This window comes from Pseudomonas brassicacearum (genome assembly GCF_918698105.1).
In the GTDB taxonomy this organism is placed as follows: Bacteria; Pseudomonadota; Gammaproteobacteria; order Pseudomonadales; family Pseudomonadaceae; genus Aquipseudomonas; species Aquipseudomonas brassicacearum_F.
On the sequence record NZ_CAKKMI010000004.1, the window covers coordinates 54,643 to 71,445 of the forward strand.

The following is a 16,803-nucleotide window of genomic DNA, read 5'->3' on the forward strand; positions in this document are numbered from 1 at the left end:
GCGATGAAAGGGCTGGTGTTGCTCAACTATAGTTGTTGTGGGGCAGTCTAGTTGTTGTGGGTGAGTCGTCGACTTGATGCATATCAACGGCGGTGGCTGGTGGTCTGGGGGCAGGCCGGTATAATCGGCGCCCTTCGCTCGACTACCTTTTCCCGTGAGCCCCATGAATCTTCCCGAAATTCACGAATTCCTTGGTTGCCGCACCCCCGATGCCTGGGTCCAGGCTGCTCTTGCTGACCAGGAAACGTTGCTGATCGACCACAAGAACTGCGAGTTCAAGGCGGCCAGCACCGCCCTGAGCCTGATCGCCAAATACCATTCCCACATCGACCTGATCAATCTGATGTCGCGCCTGGCCCGGGAAGAGCTGGTGCATCACGAGCAGGTCATGCGCCTGATGAAAAAGCGCAAGATCGGCTTGCGCCAGCTCTCCGCCGGGCGTTATGCCTCGGGACTGCGCAAGGTGGTACGCAGTCACGAACCGGTCAAGCTGGTGGACACCTTGGTGGTCGGCGCCTTCATCGAAGCCCGCAGTTGCGAGCGCTTCGAGGCCTTGGTGCCGCATCTGGACGAGGAACTGGGCAAGTTCTATTTCGGCTTGCTGAAAAGCGAAGCCCGGCATTTCCAGGGCTACCTGAAACTGGCTTACCAGTACGGCGACGCCAAGGACATTGCCCAGGTGATCGACAAGGTCCGTGACGCCGAGCGGGACCTGATCGAATCACCGGATGTGGAGTTTCGCTTTCACAGCGGTGTGCCCGCGGCATAGGGCTGTTTGTCCTGACGCCATCGTCGGAACGCCGCCCGGAGCAAGCTCGCTCCCACAGGGATTTGTGGATTTCCCAAGTCCTATGTGGGAGCGAGCCTGCTCGCGATAGCGCCTTATGCAGCGCTGCCTCTCATTCGGCCAGCCCCAGTCGTTCATGCCACTGGGCAATGGACTCCTCGGGATAGACTTCGAACTGCTGATCGCCCTTATGCGCCTCGACTTCCACCCAGGATGCCTTGGAACCCAGCATCAGGTGGGTGTGCTCCGGCGGAACCGGCAGCGGTGTGTCGATGGCCGAGGCAAACGGGTGAATCAAGTCAGGCCATTCGGGGCTGAACAGCCATAATCCCGAACCGCACAAGGAACAGAAATGCCGTTCGGCACTGCTGCGGTGGGCGCGTTGATCGCCTTCGTCCTTGAGTCGTGCGTGATAGATCGAGATGTGCTTGCGACCACGCACCTTCAGGCTCTGGGCATCGCCCCCCAAGTTGATCGCAAAACCGCCGCCGCCCTGGGTCTTGCGGCAGATCGAGCAGTAGCAGCGCTGATAAGGGTAGGGGTGAGCACTGTCGAGGGTGAACGACACCGCGCCGCAGTGGCAGGATCCTTCGAGTTGCATGGGGAACCTCCAGTGGGATTGGAAATGACTCAGTACAGCCTAGACAGTTTGTGTCTTGACAGTTGAATTGAAGGTGACCATGCGACCGCCTTCGCGAGCAAGCTCGCTCTCACAGGGGATTTTCTGTGTAGATACAATTTGTGGACACTGAAGATCAACTGTGGGAGCGAGCTTGCTCGCGATGAACGATGACATGGTCTAGCGACCGGGCACCCGCCACAAATACCACGCCGCCACCGTCCGATAAGGGCTCCAGGCCTGGCCGATCTCAACCATCTGCTTGCGGCTGGGCTGTTGCTCCAACCCCTTGAGCCGTCGATAACCTTCGCGTACGCCAAAGTCGTCGGCCGGCAGGATGTCTGGTCGTTCCAGGCTGTAGATCAGCAACATTTCCACGGTCCAGCGCCCGACGCCGCGCAGGCTGACCAGGCGCTCGATCAACGCCTCATCGTCCATCGCCCGCGCTGTGGCGTAATCCGGCACGATGCCGTCCAGCGTCGCCTGGGCGATGCCCTGGATCGTCGCGATCTTGCTGGCGGAAAACCCACAGCCGCGCAGCTGCGCAACGTCTGTCGCCAGGATCTGCCCGGGCCTGGGGAAGGGCTGCGCCGGGAACAGCGCCAGCAGCCGACCGAGGATGGCATCGCCGGCCTTGGCGTGCAGTTGCTGGTAGGCAATCGCCCGCACCAGGGCCTCATAGGGATCGCGGGCCGGCTTGGGTTGCAGCAGGCAGGGGCCGATCGTCTCGACGTGACGTCGCCAGTCTTCATCGAGACTTGCCAGCAAGGCGCTGGCGTCGTGGTAGGGCACAGGCATCAGGTGTTCATTCTCCGGGGCGTTCAAAACGCCAGGGGCAGTGAAACCTGCACCGCGGCTTGTTCCAGCCGCAACAGAAACGCCTTGCGCGGCTGGCCGCCACCATAACCGGTCAACGAGCCGTCCGCACCGATCACCCGGTGGCAGGGAATGACGATGGCCAGGCGATTCTGCCCGTTGGCCAGGCCCACGGCGCGGCTGGCACCGGGGCTGCCAAGGGCTGTGGCGACGCTGCCGTAGCTGCGGGTTTCGCCATAGGGAATCTTTTGCAACTGCGCCCATACCCGTACGGCGAAGGCGCTGCCGGGCATGTGCAGCGGGACATTGAACGTCGTGAGCTTGCCGGCGAAATAGTCGGCCAGTTCGGTTTCGATCTGTTGCAGATGAGCGTTGTGCCCCGGTGCGACGGTGTAGCCGTAGCGTTGCTGCAGTTCTTCCAACTCCTTGGTCAGGGCCGGGCGGTCGAGGAATTCCAGCAGCACCAGGCCTCGTCGTTCGGCCATGGCCAGCATGGGGCCCAACGGTGTGGTCAGGCGGGTGAACAGCAAGGGTTCGCTGAGGGCCGCGCGGCCCGGCGTGATGTGGAAGGACTTCACGAAGGCGTCACGAAAGCCGCTCAATGACTCATAACCGGAATCGAACGCGGCATTGTCGATGGAGCTGCCGTCCTTGATACCGCCCAAGGCAATGCCCAGGCGGCGGGTGCGCAGGTAGGCGTGAAAGGTCATGCCGAAATGTTGCTTGAACCAGCGGCGCAGTTTCAGCGGCTCGATACCTTGTTCCAGCAGCAGGGCATCGGTCCAGCGCAGGTCGGGTTCGGCGTCCACGTTTTTGAGCAGGGTCTGGATCCAGTCCGGCGCGATGGCCGCGGCGTCCAGCGGCTTGCAGCGCAGGCAGGCCCGGTAGCCGGCCGACATGGCTTCGTCGGCATGGGCGAAGAACTCCACGTTCTCCGGTTTCGGCTTGCGCGCGGTGCAACTGGGGCGACAGAAAATACCGGTGGTCTTGACCGCAGTGAAGAACACCCCCTCGTAGGCGGTGTCTCGTTCGAGCATGGCGCGGACCATCTCGGCATGGGGCGGGAGCAGCGAGTCGTGTAGGTTCATGGGCCTGAGCATAGAACTGTGTCCGGAACGACTCCACCGAAAAATCGACAGTGAATTTCCGTTCACTTGGTCAGACGGTCACGAACAAAAATTGAACCTGCGAGTCTTAAAGGTTCAACCGTTGTTTTTGTCTTTCGGAGACATCATGTCCAAACATAAGAAATCCCTCATCGCCGTTGCTGTCTGTGCCTTGGCGTTCGGTGCCTCGGCCTTGCTGCCTGCTGAGTTTTCGCCTATCGGTTCGAGCTATGCCGCAGGCGGCAATGGGGGTGGTGGCGGCCACGGTGGAGGAAACGGCGGCGGCAATGGTGGTGGCAATGGCGGTGGCCACGGTGGTGGCATTGGTGGCGGCACTGGCGGTGGCCAGGACCATGACAAGTCTGGTGATTCCAGCGGCCTTGGCAAAGGATTGGCCAGCGACCACACTGGGACCCGCACCCGCGATCATGGCCTGAGCGGCAAGCACACGGGTACCACCCGCACCGACCGCACCAGCAAGGCTTCGCTGACCTCGAGCATCGCCAACGACCGTGATACCCGTGGCCTGACCAAGGCATCGGCGATTTCCACCGCTACACCCGGTACCCACAACACCAAGGGCCTGACCAACGCAACCAGCTCTTCGATCAAGAACGACCGCTGATCGCTTGAAAAAAAGCCGCGACGCCTGTGCATGGCGTCGCGGCTTTTTTGTTTGTCTGTTTTGCCTGACCCAACCTGTTCAATACTTCCAGAACACCGGCGTGAACAACACCAGCACCGTCAGGATCTCCAGCCGACCCAGGAGCATGCCAATGGTCAGCAGCCATTTCGCCGAATCCGGCAAGGTCGAGAAGTTGCCGGCTGGGCCGATGATCGTGCCCAACCCGGGGCCCACGTTGCACACGGCGGTGGCCGCGCCGGTCAGGGCGGTCGTCCAGTCCAGGCCGATCAGCGCCAGCCCCAGGGCAATGGCGCCGATGGTGATGGTGAAGAAAAACGAAAACGTCAGCAGCGAACGGACAATCTCTTCGTCGATGGGGTGGTTGTTGTATTTTTTCTGGATCACCGCCCGGGGATGGATCAGTTGTTTCAGGCTGCCCATCAGTAACTCGCCGGCTACCTGGAAGCGGAAGATCTTCAGTCCGCCGGCCGTCGATCCCGAGCAACCGCCAACGAACGTCAAATAGAAGAACAGCAGTAAGGCAAAGCTGCCCCATAGGGTGTAGTCGCCCAGCGCCACGCCCGTGGTGGTGACCACCGACGTCACGTTGACGGCCACGATACGGACCGCGTCCCACCAGCTGTAGTCGCTGTTCAGGCTCAGCCAAGTCCCCACGATGAGCCAGGTGACGACCAGGAATCCGACGAATCCCCTGACTTGCTGGTCCTTGAGCAGCGCGCGTTTGTGGCCGCGCAAGGTGGCGACATACAAGGTGAAGGGCAGCGCGCCTGCCATCATGACCACCACCGATACCCAGTGAATGGCCGGTTGGGGCCAATGCCCCAGGGAGGAATCCGATGTGGAAAAGCCCCCCGTGGAAATCAACGACATCGCGTGGTTGATCGCTTCGAAGGGCGTCATGCCGGCCAGCCACAAGGCCAGGGTGGCGAGGGCGGTCAAGCCGACGTAGATCCACAGGATGTAGTTCGCCGCGACATGGGAGCGTGGTGTGACTTTCTCCGACCAGTCCGACGACTCGGTCTGGAACAGCCGCATGCCGCCGACCCGCAGCAATGGCAGGATCGCCACGGCCATGCCGATGAAGCCGATCCCGCCGAGCCAGTGCAGCATCGAGCGCCAGATCAACAGGCCAGGGGAGGCGGTGTCCAGGCCGGTCAGGACGGTCGAGCCAGTGGTGGTGATGCCCGACATAGTCTCGAAAAAGGCATCGGTGTAGCTGATGTGCTGGATGAACACCATGGGCAGGGCGGCGAAGCTGCAGACGATGACCCAACTGGCGGTGGTCAGCAGATACATGTCCCGCGGGCGCATCTGGGTGTGTGCTGGCCGACCGCGCGCCACCAGCGCGACGCCGCAGACGAAGGTGATCAGGCTCGACCACAAAAACGCCGAGAGGTCATCGTTGCGCTCGTACATCACCAGCGTTAAAAGCGGGATTGCCATGCTGGCAGCCAGGGTGATCAGGAAAATACCGAGGATGAAACCAATAAACCGCACAACCGCAATGGACATAGAACGCGCCTGAGTGAATTAGCCGCACAGTATTGTTTTTGTGGTGGGCTGATGGGTAGCCCCTTGGGCAGTTTTGTTCAATACCGCCCGCGATGGGCAATTTACCTTGATCGCCACCTCACTGATATGAAGAAGGTATGCGATGAGTTTGATTCTTTCCATGGCGGCGTTTGCCCTGGTCGCCTCCATTACACCCGGTCCGGTCAATATCGTCGCCCTCAGCTCCGGGGCGCGGTACGGGTTTCGTGCGACGTTGCGCCATGTGGGCGGTGCAACCCTGGGGTTTGTCTTGCTGCTGGTGCTGATGGGGCTGGGCTTGCATGAAGTGTTGCAACGCTGGCCTGGCCTCACACGGGGGGTGCAACTGGGCGGCGTGGCGTTTCTGTTGTTCATGGCCTGGAAACTGGCGATGGATAACGGGCACCTGGGTGGCGAAGACGAGGGGCGGGCGCCTTCGATGTTCCATGGCGCGCTGATGCAATGGCTCAACCCCAAGGCGTGGCTGGCCTGCGTGGCGGGGATGGGGGCATTCGTGGCCGATGGCGAGGCGCGGCTGGTGTGGCAGTTTGCGGCGATCTACCTGGTGATCTGCTACCTCTCGGTGGGCTGCTGGGCCTACGCCGGCAGTTTCCTGCGCACCTGGTTGGGTCATCCGGCGACCATGCGCCTGTTCAATCGGGCGATGGCCGCGTTGTTGGTGGCCAGTGCGGTGTATCTGTTGTTGCCTTGAGCCATACGTTTAGCTGTTGGGTATAAGAACTGTGTAGGAGCTGTCGAGTGCAACGAGGCTGCGATCTTTCCCCAGGCAATTGAATCTCAAGCGAAAGATCAAAAGATCAAAAGATCGTCCGAACGCGGCCCGAGCCTTCGCCAGCTCCTACAGAGCCCGGCCGGAGCAAGCTCAACCGCGATATTGCCCGGGCGTAGCCGCCAGGTGTTGCTTGAAGGCACGCTGGAAATGCGCCTGGTCGGCAAACCCGCTGTCCAGCGCCACGTCGGCGATCAGCTTGCCTTCGCGCAATTGGCGGCGGGCAAACTGGATTCGGCGGTTGACCAGGAAGGCGTGGGGCGTCATCCCGTAATGGCGCTTGAAGGCTCGGCTCAGGTAGGACGGCGACAGTTGCGCGGCGGTGCAGATGTCTTCCAGCTTCAAGGCTTCGCTGCAATGGTCGTGGATAAACTGCGCCGCCCGCATCAGGCCCGGATGGCTGCCCCGGTCCGGGCGACCGGCCGGGTTGAGCCGTTGTTGCAGGTCAATGAAAAATGCCTCGGCGGCGGCGTGCTTGTGGCGCGTGTCGAGCTGCTCATCCACCAATTGCTCATACAACCTTCCCAATGCGGTAAACAGTTCCAGGTCGCGGCTGTGCGTGGTGGCGAAGCCCTGGAACTCCAGGCTTTCGTCAAAGCCGATACGGCGCTGCAAGTCCCTGAGCCACTGGGTGTCGACGTACAACATCACGTAGGACCACGGCTGATCGTCGATCGGGTTGCACGCGTGGACGTCGCCGGGGTTCATCAGCACCACCGTGCCGCTTTCCACTTGGAAACTCGAGCGTTCGTGAATGTAGGTGCTGCGCCCGGCGGTGATCGCGCCGATGGAAAAGTGGTCATGGGAATGGCGCGAATAGCAGACCTTGCGCCCATCGCAGATGGCCCGGGCTTCAATGAAGGGCAGGGCCGCGTCGCGCCAGAAGCGTGGGGCGTCGTCATGGGGGGCGTGCTTCATCGGTCTGCGTCCTCGTCTTGAACCTGAATGGCAGTGTATTAGTCCTGACCGGCAAATGCCCATCGGATTTAGCCCGTCGGTTTGAAGGGCTGGGGTCCTGGACTAGACTTCATGAAGTCTTGCCAATGGAGTTTCCGATGCTTGCGCCACGCAAACCGGACGACGAAGCCGCTCGCCTCAAGAGTCTGCACTCGCTCAAGCTGCTGGATACCGCCCCCGAAGAGCGGTTTGACCGCCTGACCCGCCTTGCCCGACGCCTGTTTGACGTGCCCATTGCGCTAGTGTCGCTGGTGGACGCCAACCGGCAGTGGTTCAAGTCCAGCGCGGGCCTGGATGCCAGCGAAACCCCGCGGGAGATTTCCTTCTGTGGGCATGCGATTTTGCAGGATCAGATCCTGGAGATTTGCGACGCGCAACAGGACGAACGCTTCCACGACAACCCACTGGTCACGGACAAACCTGGCATTCGCTTCTACGCGGGTCATCCGCTGGGGCTGGAGGACGGCAGCAAGCTCGGCACGTTGTGCCTGCTCGACACCAAGCCGCGCAAACTCAATGACGAAGAGCGCGAACTGCTGCGCGACTTGGCCCGCATGGCCGAGCAGGAAATGGTCGCGGTGCAGATGGCGAGCATGGACGAGCTGACGCTGCTGTCCAATCGGCGTGGCTTCCGGATGCTGGCCCAGCATGCGTTGGATGTGTGTGATCGCTTGTCGCGCCCGGCGACGCTGCTGTTCTTCGATCTGAACGACTTCAAGCCGATCAACGACCGTTACGGGCACGCCGAGGGCGACAACGCGCTAAAAACCTTCGCTGATGTGCTGCGTATCGCCTTTCGCGAAAGTGATGTGATCGGCCGCCTCGGTGGTGACGAATTCGTGGCGTTGCTCACCGGTTCTTCCCATGTCGAGACAGCGGCAATCATGGCGCGGCTCAAGGAAATCCTCGATGAGCGTAATGCGATGTTGCAGCGTGGCTATGACATTCGTTTCAGTGTCGGCCAGATCGAGTACGACCCCCAGCGTCATCAGTCGATCGACATGCTACTGGCTGACGCCGATGCGGCGATGTACGCGCAGAAGCAGGCGCTACGCAGCTAGTACAAGCTGATCAGCCACCGCCTATCCCTGTGGGAGCGAGCCTGCTCGCGATGACTGAGTCACACTCAACATTTATGTCAACTGACCCACCGCAATCGCGAGCAGGCTCGCTCCCACAAGGGGATTTGTAGTGAGAGAATAAAAACGCCGCTTGGCCTTTCCAGGGCAAGCGGCGTTTTTGCTGCAACGTAAAGATTACTCTTCGAGGTTGCCCATGGCCGTGGTGTTGAAACCGCCGTCCACGTACATGATTTCACCGCTGATGCCCGACGCCAGGTCCGAGCACAGGAAGGCGCCGGCGTTGCCGACTTCTTCGATGGTGACGTTGCGACGCAGCGGGGTTTGCGCTTCGTTGGCGGCCAGCATCTTGCGGAAGTTCTTGATGCCGGAAGCAGCGAGGGTGCGGATGGGCCCGGCCGATACGCAGTTGACGCGGGTGCCGTCCGGGCCCAGGGAGCCGGCCAGGTAACGGACGCCGGCTTCCAGGGAAGCCTTGGCCATGCCCATGACGTTGTAGTTCGGCATGGTGCGCTCGGCGCCCAGGTACGACAGGGTCAGCAGGCTGCCGTTGCGGCCTTTCATCATTTCGCGACCGGCCTTGGCCAGGGCCACGAAGCTGTAGGCGCTGATGTCGTGGGCAATGCGGAAACCTTCGCGGGTGGTGGCTTCGGTGAAGTCGCCGTCCAGCTGGTCGCCCGGGGCGAAGCCCACGGAGTGCACGATGCAGTCCAGGCCATCCCACTTCTTGCTCAGTGCTTCGAAGACCTTGGCGATTTCTTCATCGCTGGCCACGTCGCACGGGAAGCACAGCTCAGGGCTCGAACCCCAGCCTTGCGCGAACTCTTCGACACGACCCTTGAGTTTGTCGTTCTGATAAGTGAAGGCAAGCTCAGCGCCCTCGCGATGCATGGCGGCGGCGATGCCGGATGCGATGGACAGCTTGCTGGCGACACCGACGATCAGTACGCGCTTACCGGCGAGAAAACCCATGTGTTGCTCCTCTTTCAGGTTATTCGGCAGTTGTTGGGGCCAGGAAGGCGGCCTCCAGCAACTGCTGTGTATAGGGGTGCTGCGGCGCGGCGAATATGCTGCGGGCATCACCTTGTTCGACCACTTGGCCATGCTTGACCACCATCAACTGGTGGCTCAGCGCTTTGACGACAGCCAGATCATGGCTGATAAACAGGTACGTCAGGTTGTACTTGGTTTGCAACGACCGCAACAGCTCCACCACTTGGCGTTGCACGGTACGGTCCAGGGCCGACGTCGGTTCATCCAGCAGAATCAACGCCGGCTTGAGCACCAGGGCCCGGGCAATGGCGATACGCTGCCGTTGCCCTCCGGAAAATTCATGGGGGTAGCGGTTCCGGGTTTCCGGGTCCAGGCCTACCTCCTTCAATGCCGCGATTATCGCTTGTTCCTGTTCGGCTGCGGTGCCGATCTTGTGGATCCGCAGGCCTTCGCCGACGATCTGGCTCACACACATCCGTGGGCTCAGGCTGCCAAACGGGTCCTGAAACACCACTTGCATCTCCCGGCGTAGCGGCCGGACCTGTTGCTGCGTCAGGCTGTCCAGCTGCTTGCCTTCAAAACGGATCCCGCCTTGGCTGCCGATCAACCGCAGGATTGCCAGCCCCAGGGTGGATTTGCCCGAACCACTTTCGCCGACGATGCCCAGGGTCTGGCCCTGGGGCAGGCTGAAGCGGATCCCGTCCACGGCCTTGATGTAGTCTACCGTGCGCTTGAACAGGCCTTTCTTGATCGGGAACCAGACTTTCAGGTTCTCGACCTGCAACAGCGGCGGGCCGACGACATTGCTCGCTGGGGTGCCGCTGGGTTCGGCGCCCAACAGTTCCCGAGTGTACGGATGCTGCGGTGCGCGGAACAACTCTTCGCACGATGCCTGTTCGACGATGCAACCGCGCTGCATGACACATACGCGATGTGCAATTCTTCGCACCAGGTTCAAATCGTGGCTGATCAGCAGCAGCGACATGCCCAATCGCGCCTGCAGTTCCTTGAGCAATTGGAGGATTTTCAGCTGGACGGTGACATCCAGCGCGGTGGTCGGCTCGTCGGCGATCAGCAGTTCCGGCTCGTTGGCCAGGGCCATGGCGATCATCACCCGCTGGCGCTGGCCGCCGGACAGCTCATGGGGCAGGGCCTTGAGGCGTTTGTGGGGCTCGGGAATGCCGACCAGTTCCAGCAACTCAAGGGTCCGGCGGGTCGCGACCTTGCCGCTCAGGCCCTTGTGGATGCCGAGCACTTCATTGATCTGTTTTTCAATGCAGTGCAGCGGGTTGAGGGACGTCATCGGCTCCTGGAAGATCATCGCGATCCGGTTGCCGCGGATATGGCGGATGGTTTTTTCCTTCAGCCCCAGTAGATTCTGGCCGGCGTACTGGATGGTCCCGGTGGGGTGATGGGCCAGCGGGTAGGGCAGCAATCGCAGGATCGAATGGGCGGTAACCGATTTGCCCGAGCCGCTTTCACCCACCAGGGCCAGGGTTTCGCCGCGCTTGATGTCGAAGCTGACCCCCTCGACCACACGCTGGCGGCGTTCGCCGACAATGAACTCCACTGCCAGGTCGCGCACTTCGATCAGATTATCCTGGTTCATTTTACTTCCTCGGATCGAAGGCATCGCGAGCGGACTCGCCGATGAACACCAACAGGCTCAACATCAGGGCCAGCACGGCGAACGCGCTGATGCCCAGCCATGGCGCCTGGAGGTTGGATTTGCCCTGGGCCACCAGCTCGCCGAGGGACGGCGCGCCGGGCGGCAGGCCAAAGCCGAGGAAGTCCAGGGCGGTGAGGGTGCCGATGGCGCCGGTGAGGATGAACGGCATGAACGTCATGGTCGAGACCATCGCGTTGGGCAGGATGTGGCGGAACATGATCGCGCCGTTCTGCATGCCCAGCGCCCGGGCGGCGCGCACGTATTCCAGGTTGCGCCCGCGCAGGAACTCGGCGCGGACCACATCCACCAGGCTCATCCAGGAAAACAGCAACATGATGCCCAGCAGCCACCAGAAGTTGGGCTGGACGAAACTGGCCAGGATGATCAACAGGTACAGCACCGGCAACCCGGACCAGATCTCCAGGAAACGTTGGCCGGCCAGGTCCACCCAGCCGCCATAGAAGCCCTGCAGCGCGCCGGCGATCACGCCGATGATCGAGCTGAGCACGGTCAGCGTCAGGGCAAACAGGACCGAGATGCGAAAGCCATAGATGACCCGGGCCAGGACATCGCGCCCTTGGTCGTCAGTGCCCAGCCAGTTCACGGAAGAGGGCGGCGCCGGGGCCGGGACTTTCAGGTCGTAGTTGATGCTCTGGTAGCTGAACGGAATCGGTGCCCACAGCACCCAGGCGTCCTTGGCCGCCAGCAGTTCGCGGATATAGGGACTCTTGTAGTTGGCTTCCAGCGGGAACTCGCCGCCGAAGGTGGTTTCCGGGTAGCGCTTGAGGGCCGGGAAGTACCAGCCGTCGTCGTAATGCACCACCAGCGGCTTGTCGTTGGCGATCAACTCGGCGCCCAGGCTCAGCCCGAACAGGATCAGGAACAGCCACAGCGACCACCAGCCACGCTTGTTGGCCTTGAACAGTTCGAAGCGGCGGCGATTGAGAGGGGACAGGTTCATCTCAATGCTCCCGGCTTTCGAAGTCGATGCGCGGATCGACAAAGGTGTAGGTCAAATCGCCAATCAGCTTCACCACCAGCCCCAGCAAGGTGAAGATGAACAGGGTGCCGAACACCACCGGGTAATCGCGGTTGATGGCCGCTTCGAAACTCATCAGGCCCAGGCCGTCGAGGGAGAAGATCACTTCCACCAGCAGGGAGCCGGTGAAGAAGATCCCGATGAAGGCCGAAGGAAAGCCGGCGATCACCAGCAGCATGGCGTTGCGGAATACGTGGCCGTAGAGCACCCGATGGCGGGTCAGGCCCTTGGCCTTGGCGGTGACCACGTATTGCTTGTTGATTTCGTCGAGGAAGCTGTTCTTGGTCAGCAGGGTCATGGTGGCGAAGTTGCCGATCACCAGGGCGGTCACGGGCAAGGCCAGGTGCCAGAAATAATCGAGGATTTTGCCGCCCATGCTCAATTGGTCGAAGTTGTTGGAGGTCAGCCCGCGCAAGGGGAACCAGTCGAAATAACTGCCGCCGGCAAACACCACGATCAGCAGGATGGCGAACAGGAATGACGGGATCGCGTAGCCGACGATGATGGCCGAGCTGGTCCAGACATCGAAATGGCTGCCGTGCCGCGTGGCCTTGGCGATCCCCAGCGGGATCGACACCAGGTACATGATCAGCGTGCTCCACAACCCGAGGGAGATGGACACCGGCATTTTTTCCTTGATCAGGTCGATAACCTTGGCGTCGCGGAAGAAACTGTCGCCGAAGTCCAGGTGGGCGTAGTTCTTGATCATGATCCACAGGCGTTCGGGTGCCGACTTGTCAAAGCCGTACATGCGCTCGATTTCCTTGACCAGCCCCGGGTCCAGGCCCTGGGCGCCGCGGTAGGAGGAGCCGGCCACCGACACTTCGGCACCGCCGCCGGCAATGCGGCTGGTGGCGCCCTCGAAGCCCTCGAGCTTGGCGATCATCTGTTCCACCGGCCCGCCGGGCGCGGCCTGGATGATGACGAAGTTGATCAGCAGAATGCCGAACAGGGTCGGGATGATCAGCAGCAGTCGCCGAAAAATATAAGCCAGCATTTCGTTACTCCACGCTCGCAGGGGCGGCGATTTGCTGCTCGATGACCTGCTTCTCTACTTCATCGGCCGGCTTGACCTCCGGCTTGACCCACCAGGTGGTGGTGCCGATGTCATAGGTTGGCGTGATTTTCGGGTGGCCGATGTGGTTCCAGTAGGCCACGCGCCAGGTCTTGATGTGCCAGTTCGGGATCACGTAGTAGCCCCATTGCAACACCCGATCCAGCGCCCGGGCGTGGGCCACCAGGCTCTGGCGCGAATCGGCGTTGATCAGTTGTTCCACCAACTGGTCCACGGCCGGGTCCTTGAGGCCCATGGTGTTGCGGCTGCCGGGCTTGTCGGCGGCGGCGGACATCCAGAATTCGCGCTGTTCGTTACCCGGCGAACTGGATTGCGGGAAGCTGCCCACCACCAGGTCGAAGTCCCGGGAACGCACGCGGTTGATGTACTGGGACACGTCCACCCGGCGGATCACCAGTTCGATGCCCAGGTCGCTCAGGTTGCGCTTGAACGGCAGCAGTATCCGCTCGAACTCGGTCTGGGCCAGCAGGAACTCCAGTACCACCGGTTTGCCTTGGCCATCGACCATCTTGTCGTCAACGATGCGCCAGCCGGCTTCTTGCAGCAATTGATAGGCCTTGCGCTGCTGGTCGCGAATCATGCCGCTGCCGTCGCACACCGATGGCTGGAAGGCGTCAGTGAAGACCTGCTCGGGAATCTTGCCGCGAAGGGGCTCGAGAATCTTCAGCTCGTCGTCGCCGGGCAGGCCGGTGGCGGCCATTTCCGAATTCTCGAAATAGCTGCGGGTGCGGGCGTAGGCGCCGTTGAATAGCTGCTTGTTGGTCCATTCGAAGTCCAGCAGCAGGCTCAAGGCCTTGCGCACCCGTACGTCCTGGAAGATCGGCCGGCGCAGGTTGTAGACAAAACCCTGCATGCCGGTGGGGTTGCCGTTGGGGATCTGTTCCTTGATCAGCCGGCCTTCGGTCACGGCCGGGATGTTGTAGGCGTTGGCCCAATTCTTGGCGGTCATTTCCAGCCAGAAATCGAACTGCCCGGCTTTCAACGCCTCGACCGCGACGGTGTTGTCGCGGTAGTAGTCGGTAGTCAGTACGTCGAAATTATAGAAGCCGCGATTGACCGGCAGATCCTTGCCCCAGTAATCCTTCACCCGCTCATAGCGGATCGAGCGTCCGGCCTTCACCTCGGCGACCTTGTAGGGACCGCTGCCCAGGGGGATCTCCAGGTTGCCCTTGCTGAAGTCGCGCTCGACCCACCAGTGTTTCGGCAATACCGGCAGTTGGCCGAGGATCAACGGCAGTTCACGATTGTTGGTGTGCTTGAACTTGAACAGGACTTTGAGCGGGTCTTCGGCGATGACGTCGGCGACGTCGTTGTAGTAGCCGCGGAACATCGGCGCGCCGTCCTTGGTCAGGGTCTGGAAACTGAAGACCACGTCCTCGGCGCGCACCGGATGACCATCGTTGAAACGGGCTTCGGGGCGCAGGTAGAAACGCACCCAGCCATTGTCCGGGGCTTTCTCGATTTTTTCGGCGATCAGGCCATATTCGGTGAACGGTTCGTCCAGGCCCTGCTTGGCCAGGGTGTCGTAGATCAGGCCGATGTCGTCGGCCGGTACACCTTTGCTGATGAACGGGTTGAGGCTGTCGAAGCCGCCAAAACCACCCTGGCGGAAGATCCCGCCTTTGGGCGCATCCGGGTTGACGTAGTCGAAATGCTTGAAGTTCGCCGGGTACTTCGGCGGCTCGTTGTACAAGGTCACGGCATGCTGCGGCGCGGCGCAGGCCAGCCCGGCGAATAACAGGCTGCTGGCCTGCAGGAGCAGGGCGCGTAAAGGCTTCATTGATCTTTCTCCGAAGATTTCAGCCACCATGCGCTCAGGCCCAGGGTGTAGGGCGGCGTGGTGACGAAGGCGAACCGGCTGCGGTATGCCAGGCGATGATAATTGAGATACCAGTTGGGAATGCAGTAATGCTGCCACAGCAGCACGCGATCCAGGGCCTTGCCGGCGGCGACCTGTTCGTCGCGGGTCTGGGCGGCGAGCAGTTTTTCCAGCAGATGGTCGACCACTGGGTTGGCGATCCCGGCGTAGTTCTTGCTGCCCTTGACCCCGACCTGGCTGGAGTGGAAGTACTGCCATTGCTCGAGGCCCGGGCTGAGGGTCTGGTTCAAGGTCAGCAGGATCATATCGAAGTCGAACTGATCCAGGCGCTGCTTGTACTGGGCGCGGTCCACCGTGCGCAGCCGGGCCTGGATGCCGATGCTGGCGAGGTTTTCGACGTAGGGCTGCAGGATACGCTCCAGGTTCGGGTTCACCAGCAGGATTTCGAAACTCAGGGGCTGGCTGTCGGCATTGAGCAGGCGCTGGCCGTTAAGGTTCCAGCCGGCTTCCTTCAAGAGGCCCAGGGCCTTGCGCAAGGTTTCCCGCGGGATGCCGCGACCGTCGGTCTTGGGCAAGCTGAAGGGTTCGGTGAGCAGTTTGGGCGGCAGTTGTTCCCGGTACGGCTTGAGCAGCAGCCATTCATGGCCCACCGGCAGGCCGGTGGCGGAAAACTCACTGTTGGGGTAATAGCTGAGGGTGCGCTTGTAGGCGCCGCTGAACAGGGTGCGGTTGGTCCACTCGAAATCGAACATCAACCCCAGGGCTTCACGCACCTTGACCTCGGCAAACGTGCCGCGCCGGGTGTTCATGAACAGGCCTTGGGTCTGGGTCGGGATCTGGTGGGGAATCTGCGCCTTGATCACGTCGCCGCGCTTGATCGCCGGAAAGTCATAGCCGTTGGCCCAGTTCTTGGCCTGGTGTTCGATGTAGATGTCGAACTCACCGGCCTTGAAGGCTTCGAAGGCGACTTCGCTGTCACGATAGAACTCCACGTCCATGCGGTCGTAGTTGTACTTGCCGCGATTGACCGGCAGGTCCTTGCCCCAGTAATCCTTGACCCGCTCGAACACCAGCTGGCGGCCTGGCTGCACTTTGGTGATGCGGTAAGGCCCGCTACCCAGGGGCGGTTCGAAGGTCGTCGCCTTGAAATCGCGGCCTTTCCAGTAATGCTGGGGCAACACCGGGAGTTCACCCAGGCGCAGGATCAGCAGCGGATTGCCCGCGCGCTTGAAGACAAAGCGGATTCTCAACGGGTTGAGAATGTCGACCCGCAGCACTTCCTGCAGGTTGGTGCGGTATTGCGGGTGGCCGTCCTTGAGCAGCGTCCTGTAGGAGAACGCCACGTCATAGGCGGTGATGGGCACGCCATCGTGAAACCGCGCTTCGGGGCGCAGGTTGAACACCACCCAACTGCGGTCTTCGCTGTATTCCACCGACTGGGCGATCAGGCCGTAGCTCGACGTCGGTTCATCACCGGACGGTGCGTACTGGCCGGTGCCGACCATCAGTGGTTCGTTCAGCTCATTGATGCCGTATTGCAGGAAATTGGGTGTGGAAACCGGGCTGCTGCCCTTGAACGTGTAGGGATTGAGCGTATCGAAGGTGCCGAATGCCATCACTCGCAAGACACCGCCCTTGGGCGCTTGCGGGTTGACCCAGTCGAAGTGGGTGAATCTGGCCGGGTACTTGAGCGTGCCGAACTGCGCATAGCCATGGCTTTCGCTGATGGTTGCGCTGGCGGGAGAGCTCAAGGCCAGGCTGATCAGGAGCAAGAGGAGGGGACGTATCAAGTCTGAGATCCGATCCAGGCGGCTTGGGCTTTTATGGCCTGTACAGTAACAGCTTGTATCGGCAGGAAAAAGGCGGTGGGCCAAAGCG

Annotated in this window: 15 protein-coding genes; 4 read left to right on the forward strand and 11 right to left on the reverse strand. The window is 61.4% G+C overall.

Annotation, left to right across the window (positions count from 1 at the left end; translation table 11 throughout):
- Positions 1-163 precede the first annotated feature (163 nt).
- A complete protein-coding gene (locus LQ215_RS02835; RefSeq protein WP_230147339.1) occupies positions 164-769 on the forward strand; it encodes a tRNA-(ms[2]io[6]A)-hydroxylase in 606 nt (201 codons plus the stop codon).
- 130 nt (positions 770-899) lie between these two features.
- Here the strand turns inward: LQ215_RS02835 and LQ215_RS02840 are convergent, their stop codons facing one another.
- The 3 genes from LQ215_RS02840 to LQ215_RS02850 form a co-directional block, all read right to left on the reverse strand.
- Positions 900-1,388, reverse strand: a complete 489-nt coding sequence (locus LQ215_RS02840) for a GFA family protein (RefSeq protein WP_230147340.1) — start codon at positions 1,386-1,388, stop codon at positions 900-902.
- A 198-nt stretch (positions 1,389-1,586) separates the two neighbouring features.
- On the reverse strand, positions 1,587-2,204 hold the full coding sequence (locus LQ215_RS02845; RefSeq protein WP_230147341.1) for a DNA-3-methyladenine glycosylase family protein: 618 nt from the start codon (positions 2,202-2,204) through the stop codon (positions 1,587-1,589).
- 23 nt (positions 2,205-2,227) lie between these two features.
- A complete protein-coding gene (locus LQ215_RS02850) occupies positions 2,228-3,310 on the reverse strand; it encodes a bifunctional transcriptional activator/DNA repair enzyme AdaA (protein ID WP_230147342.1) in 1,083 nt (360 codons plus the stop codon).
- A gap of 145 nt (positions 3,311-3,455) precedes the next feature.
- On the opposite strand from LQ215_RS02850, the gene LQ215_RS02855 reads away from it, so the two are divergent.
- Entirely contained in the window at positions 3,456-3,953 is a 498-nt protein-coding gene (locus tag LQ215_RS02855) for a hypothetical protein (protein WP_230147343.1), read from the forward strand.
- Positions 3,954-4,031: 78 nt separating this feature from the next.
- Here the strand turns inward: LQ215_RS02855 and LQ215_RS02860 are convergent, their stop codons facing one another.
- Positions 4,032-5,486, reverse strand: a complete 1,455-nt coding sequence (locus tag LQ215_RS02860) for a TrkH family potassium uptake protein (protein ID WP_230147344.1) — start codon at positions 5,484-5,486, stop codon at positions 4,032-4,034.
- 142 nt (positions 5,487-5,628) lie between these two features.
- Between LQ215_RS02860 and LQ215_RS02865 the strand changes: the two genes are divergently transcribed.
- Entirely contained in the window at positions 5,629-6,216 is a 588-nt protein-coding gene (locus LQ215_RS02865; RefSeq protein ID WP_230147345.1) for a LysE family translocator, read from the forward strand.
- A gap of 171 nt (positions 6,217-6,387) precedes the next feature.
- Here the strand turns inward: LQ215_RS02865 and LQ215_RS02870 are convergent, their stop codons facing one another.
- Positions 6,388-7,212, reverse strand: a complete 825-nt coding sequence (locus tag LQ215_RS02870; RefSeq protein WP_230147346.1) for a helix-turn-helix transcriptional regulator — start codon at positions 7,210-7,212, stop codon at positions 6,388-6,390.
- Positions 7,213-7,349: 137 nt separating this feature from the next.
- Between LQ215_RS02870 and LQ215_RS02875 the strand changes: the two genes are divergently transcribed.
- Positions 7,350-8,312 (forward strand): sensor domain-containing diguanylate cyclase, encoded by a 963-nt coding sequence (locus LQ215_RS02875; RefSeq protein ID WP_230147347.1) that lies wholly within the window; start codon positions 7,350-7,352, stop codon positions 8,310-8,312.
- Positions 8,313-8,507: 195 nt separating this feature from the next.
- On the opposite strand, the gene fabI is transcribed toward LQ215_RS02875, so the two are convergent.
- From fabI to LQ215_RS02905, 6 genes are read right to left on the reverse strand one after another with little or no spacing between them, the layout of a single operon-like run.
- A complete protein-coding gene (gene fabI, locus LQ215_RS02880) occupies positions 8,508-9,302 on the reverse strand; it encodes an enoyl-ACP reductase FabI (RefSeq protein ID WP_025213267.1) in 795 nt (264 codons plus the stop codon).
- Positions 9,303-9,321: 19 nt separating this feature from the next.
- A complete protein-coding gene (locus LQ215_RS02885) occupies positions 9,322-10,932 on the reverse strand; it encodes an ABC transporter ATP-binding protein (protein ID WP_230147348.1) in 1,611 nt (536 codons plus the stop codon).
- A gap of 1 nt (position 10,933) precedes the next feature.
- Positions 10,934-11,953 (reverse strand): ABC transporter permease, encoded by a 1,020-nt coding sequence (locus tag LQ215_RS02890; protein WP_046062782.1) that lies wholly within the window; start codon positions 11,951-11,953, stop codon positions 10,934-10,936.
- 1 nt (position 11,954) lies between these two features.
- Entirely contained in the window at positions 11,955-13,028 is a 1,074-nt protein-coding gene (locus LQ215_RS02895) for a microcin C ABC transporter permease YejB (protein ID WP_230147349.1), read from the reverse strand.
- Between the two features lie 4 nt (positions 13,029-13,032).
- On the reverse strand, positions 13,033-14,886 hold the full coding sequence (locus LQ215_RS02900; RefSeq protein WP_230147350.1) for an extracellular solute-binding protein: 1,854 nt from the start codon (positions 14,884-14,886) through the stop codon (positions 13,033-13,035).
- Complete coding sequence (locus LQ215_RS02905; RefSeq protein ID WP_436839554.1) at positions 14,883-16,715, reverse strand: extracellular solute-binding protein; 1,833 nt, start codon at positions 16,713-16,715, stop codon at positions 14,883-14,885. The genes LQ215_RS02900 and LQ215_RS02905 overlap by 4 nt, the downstream gene beginning before the upstream one ends.
- Between the last annotated feature and the right edge of the window lie 88 nt (positions 16,716-16,803).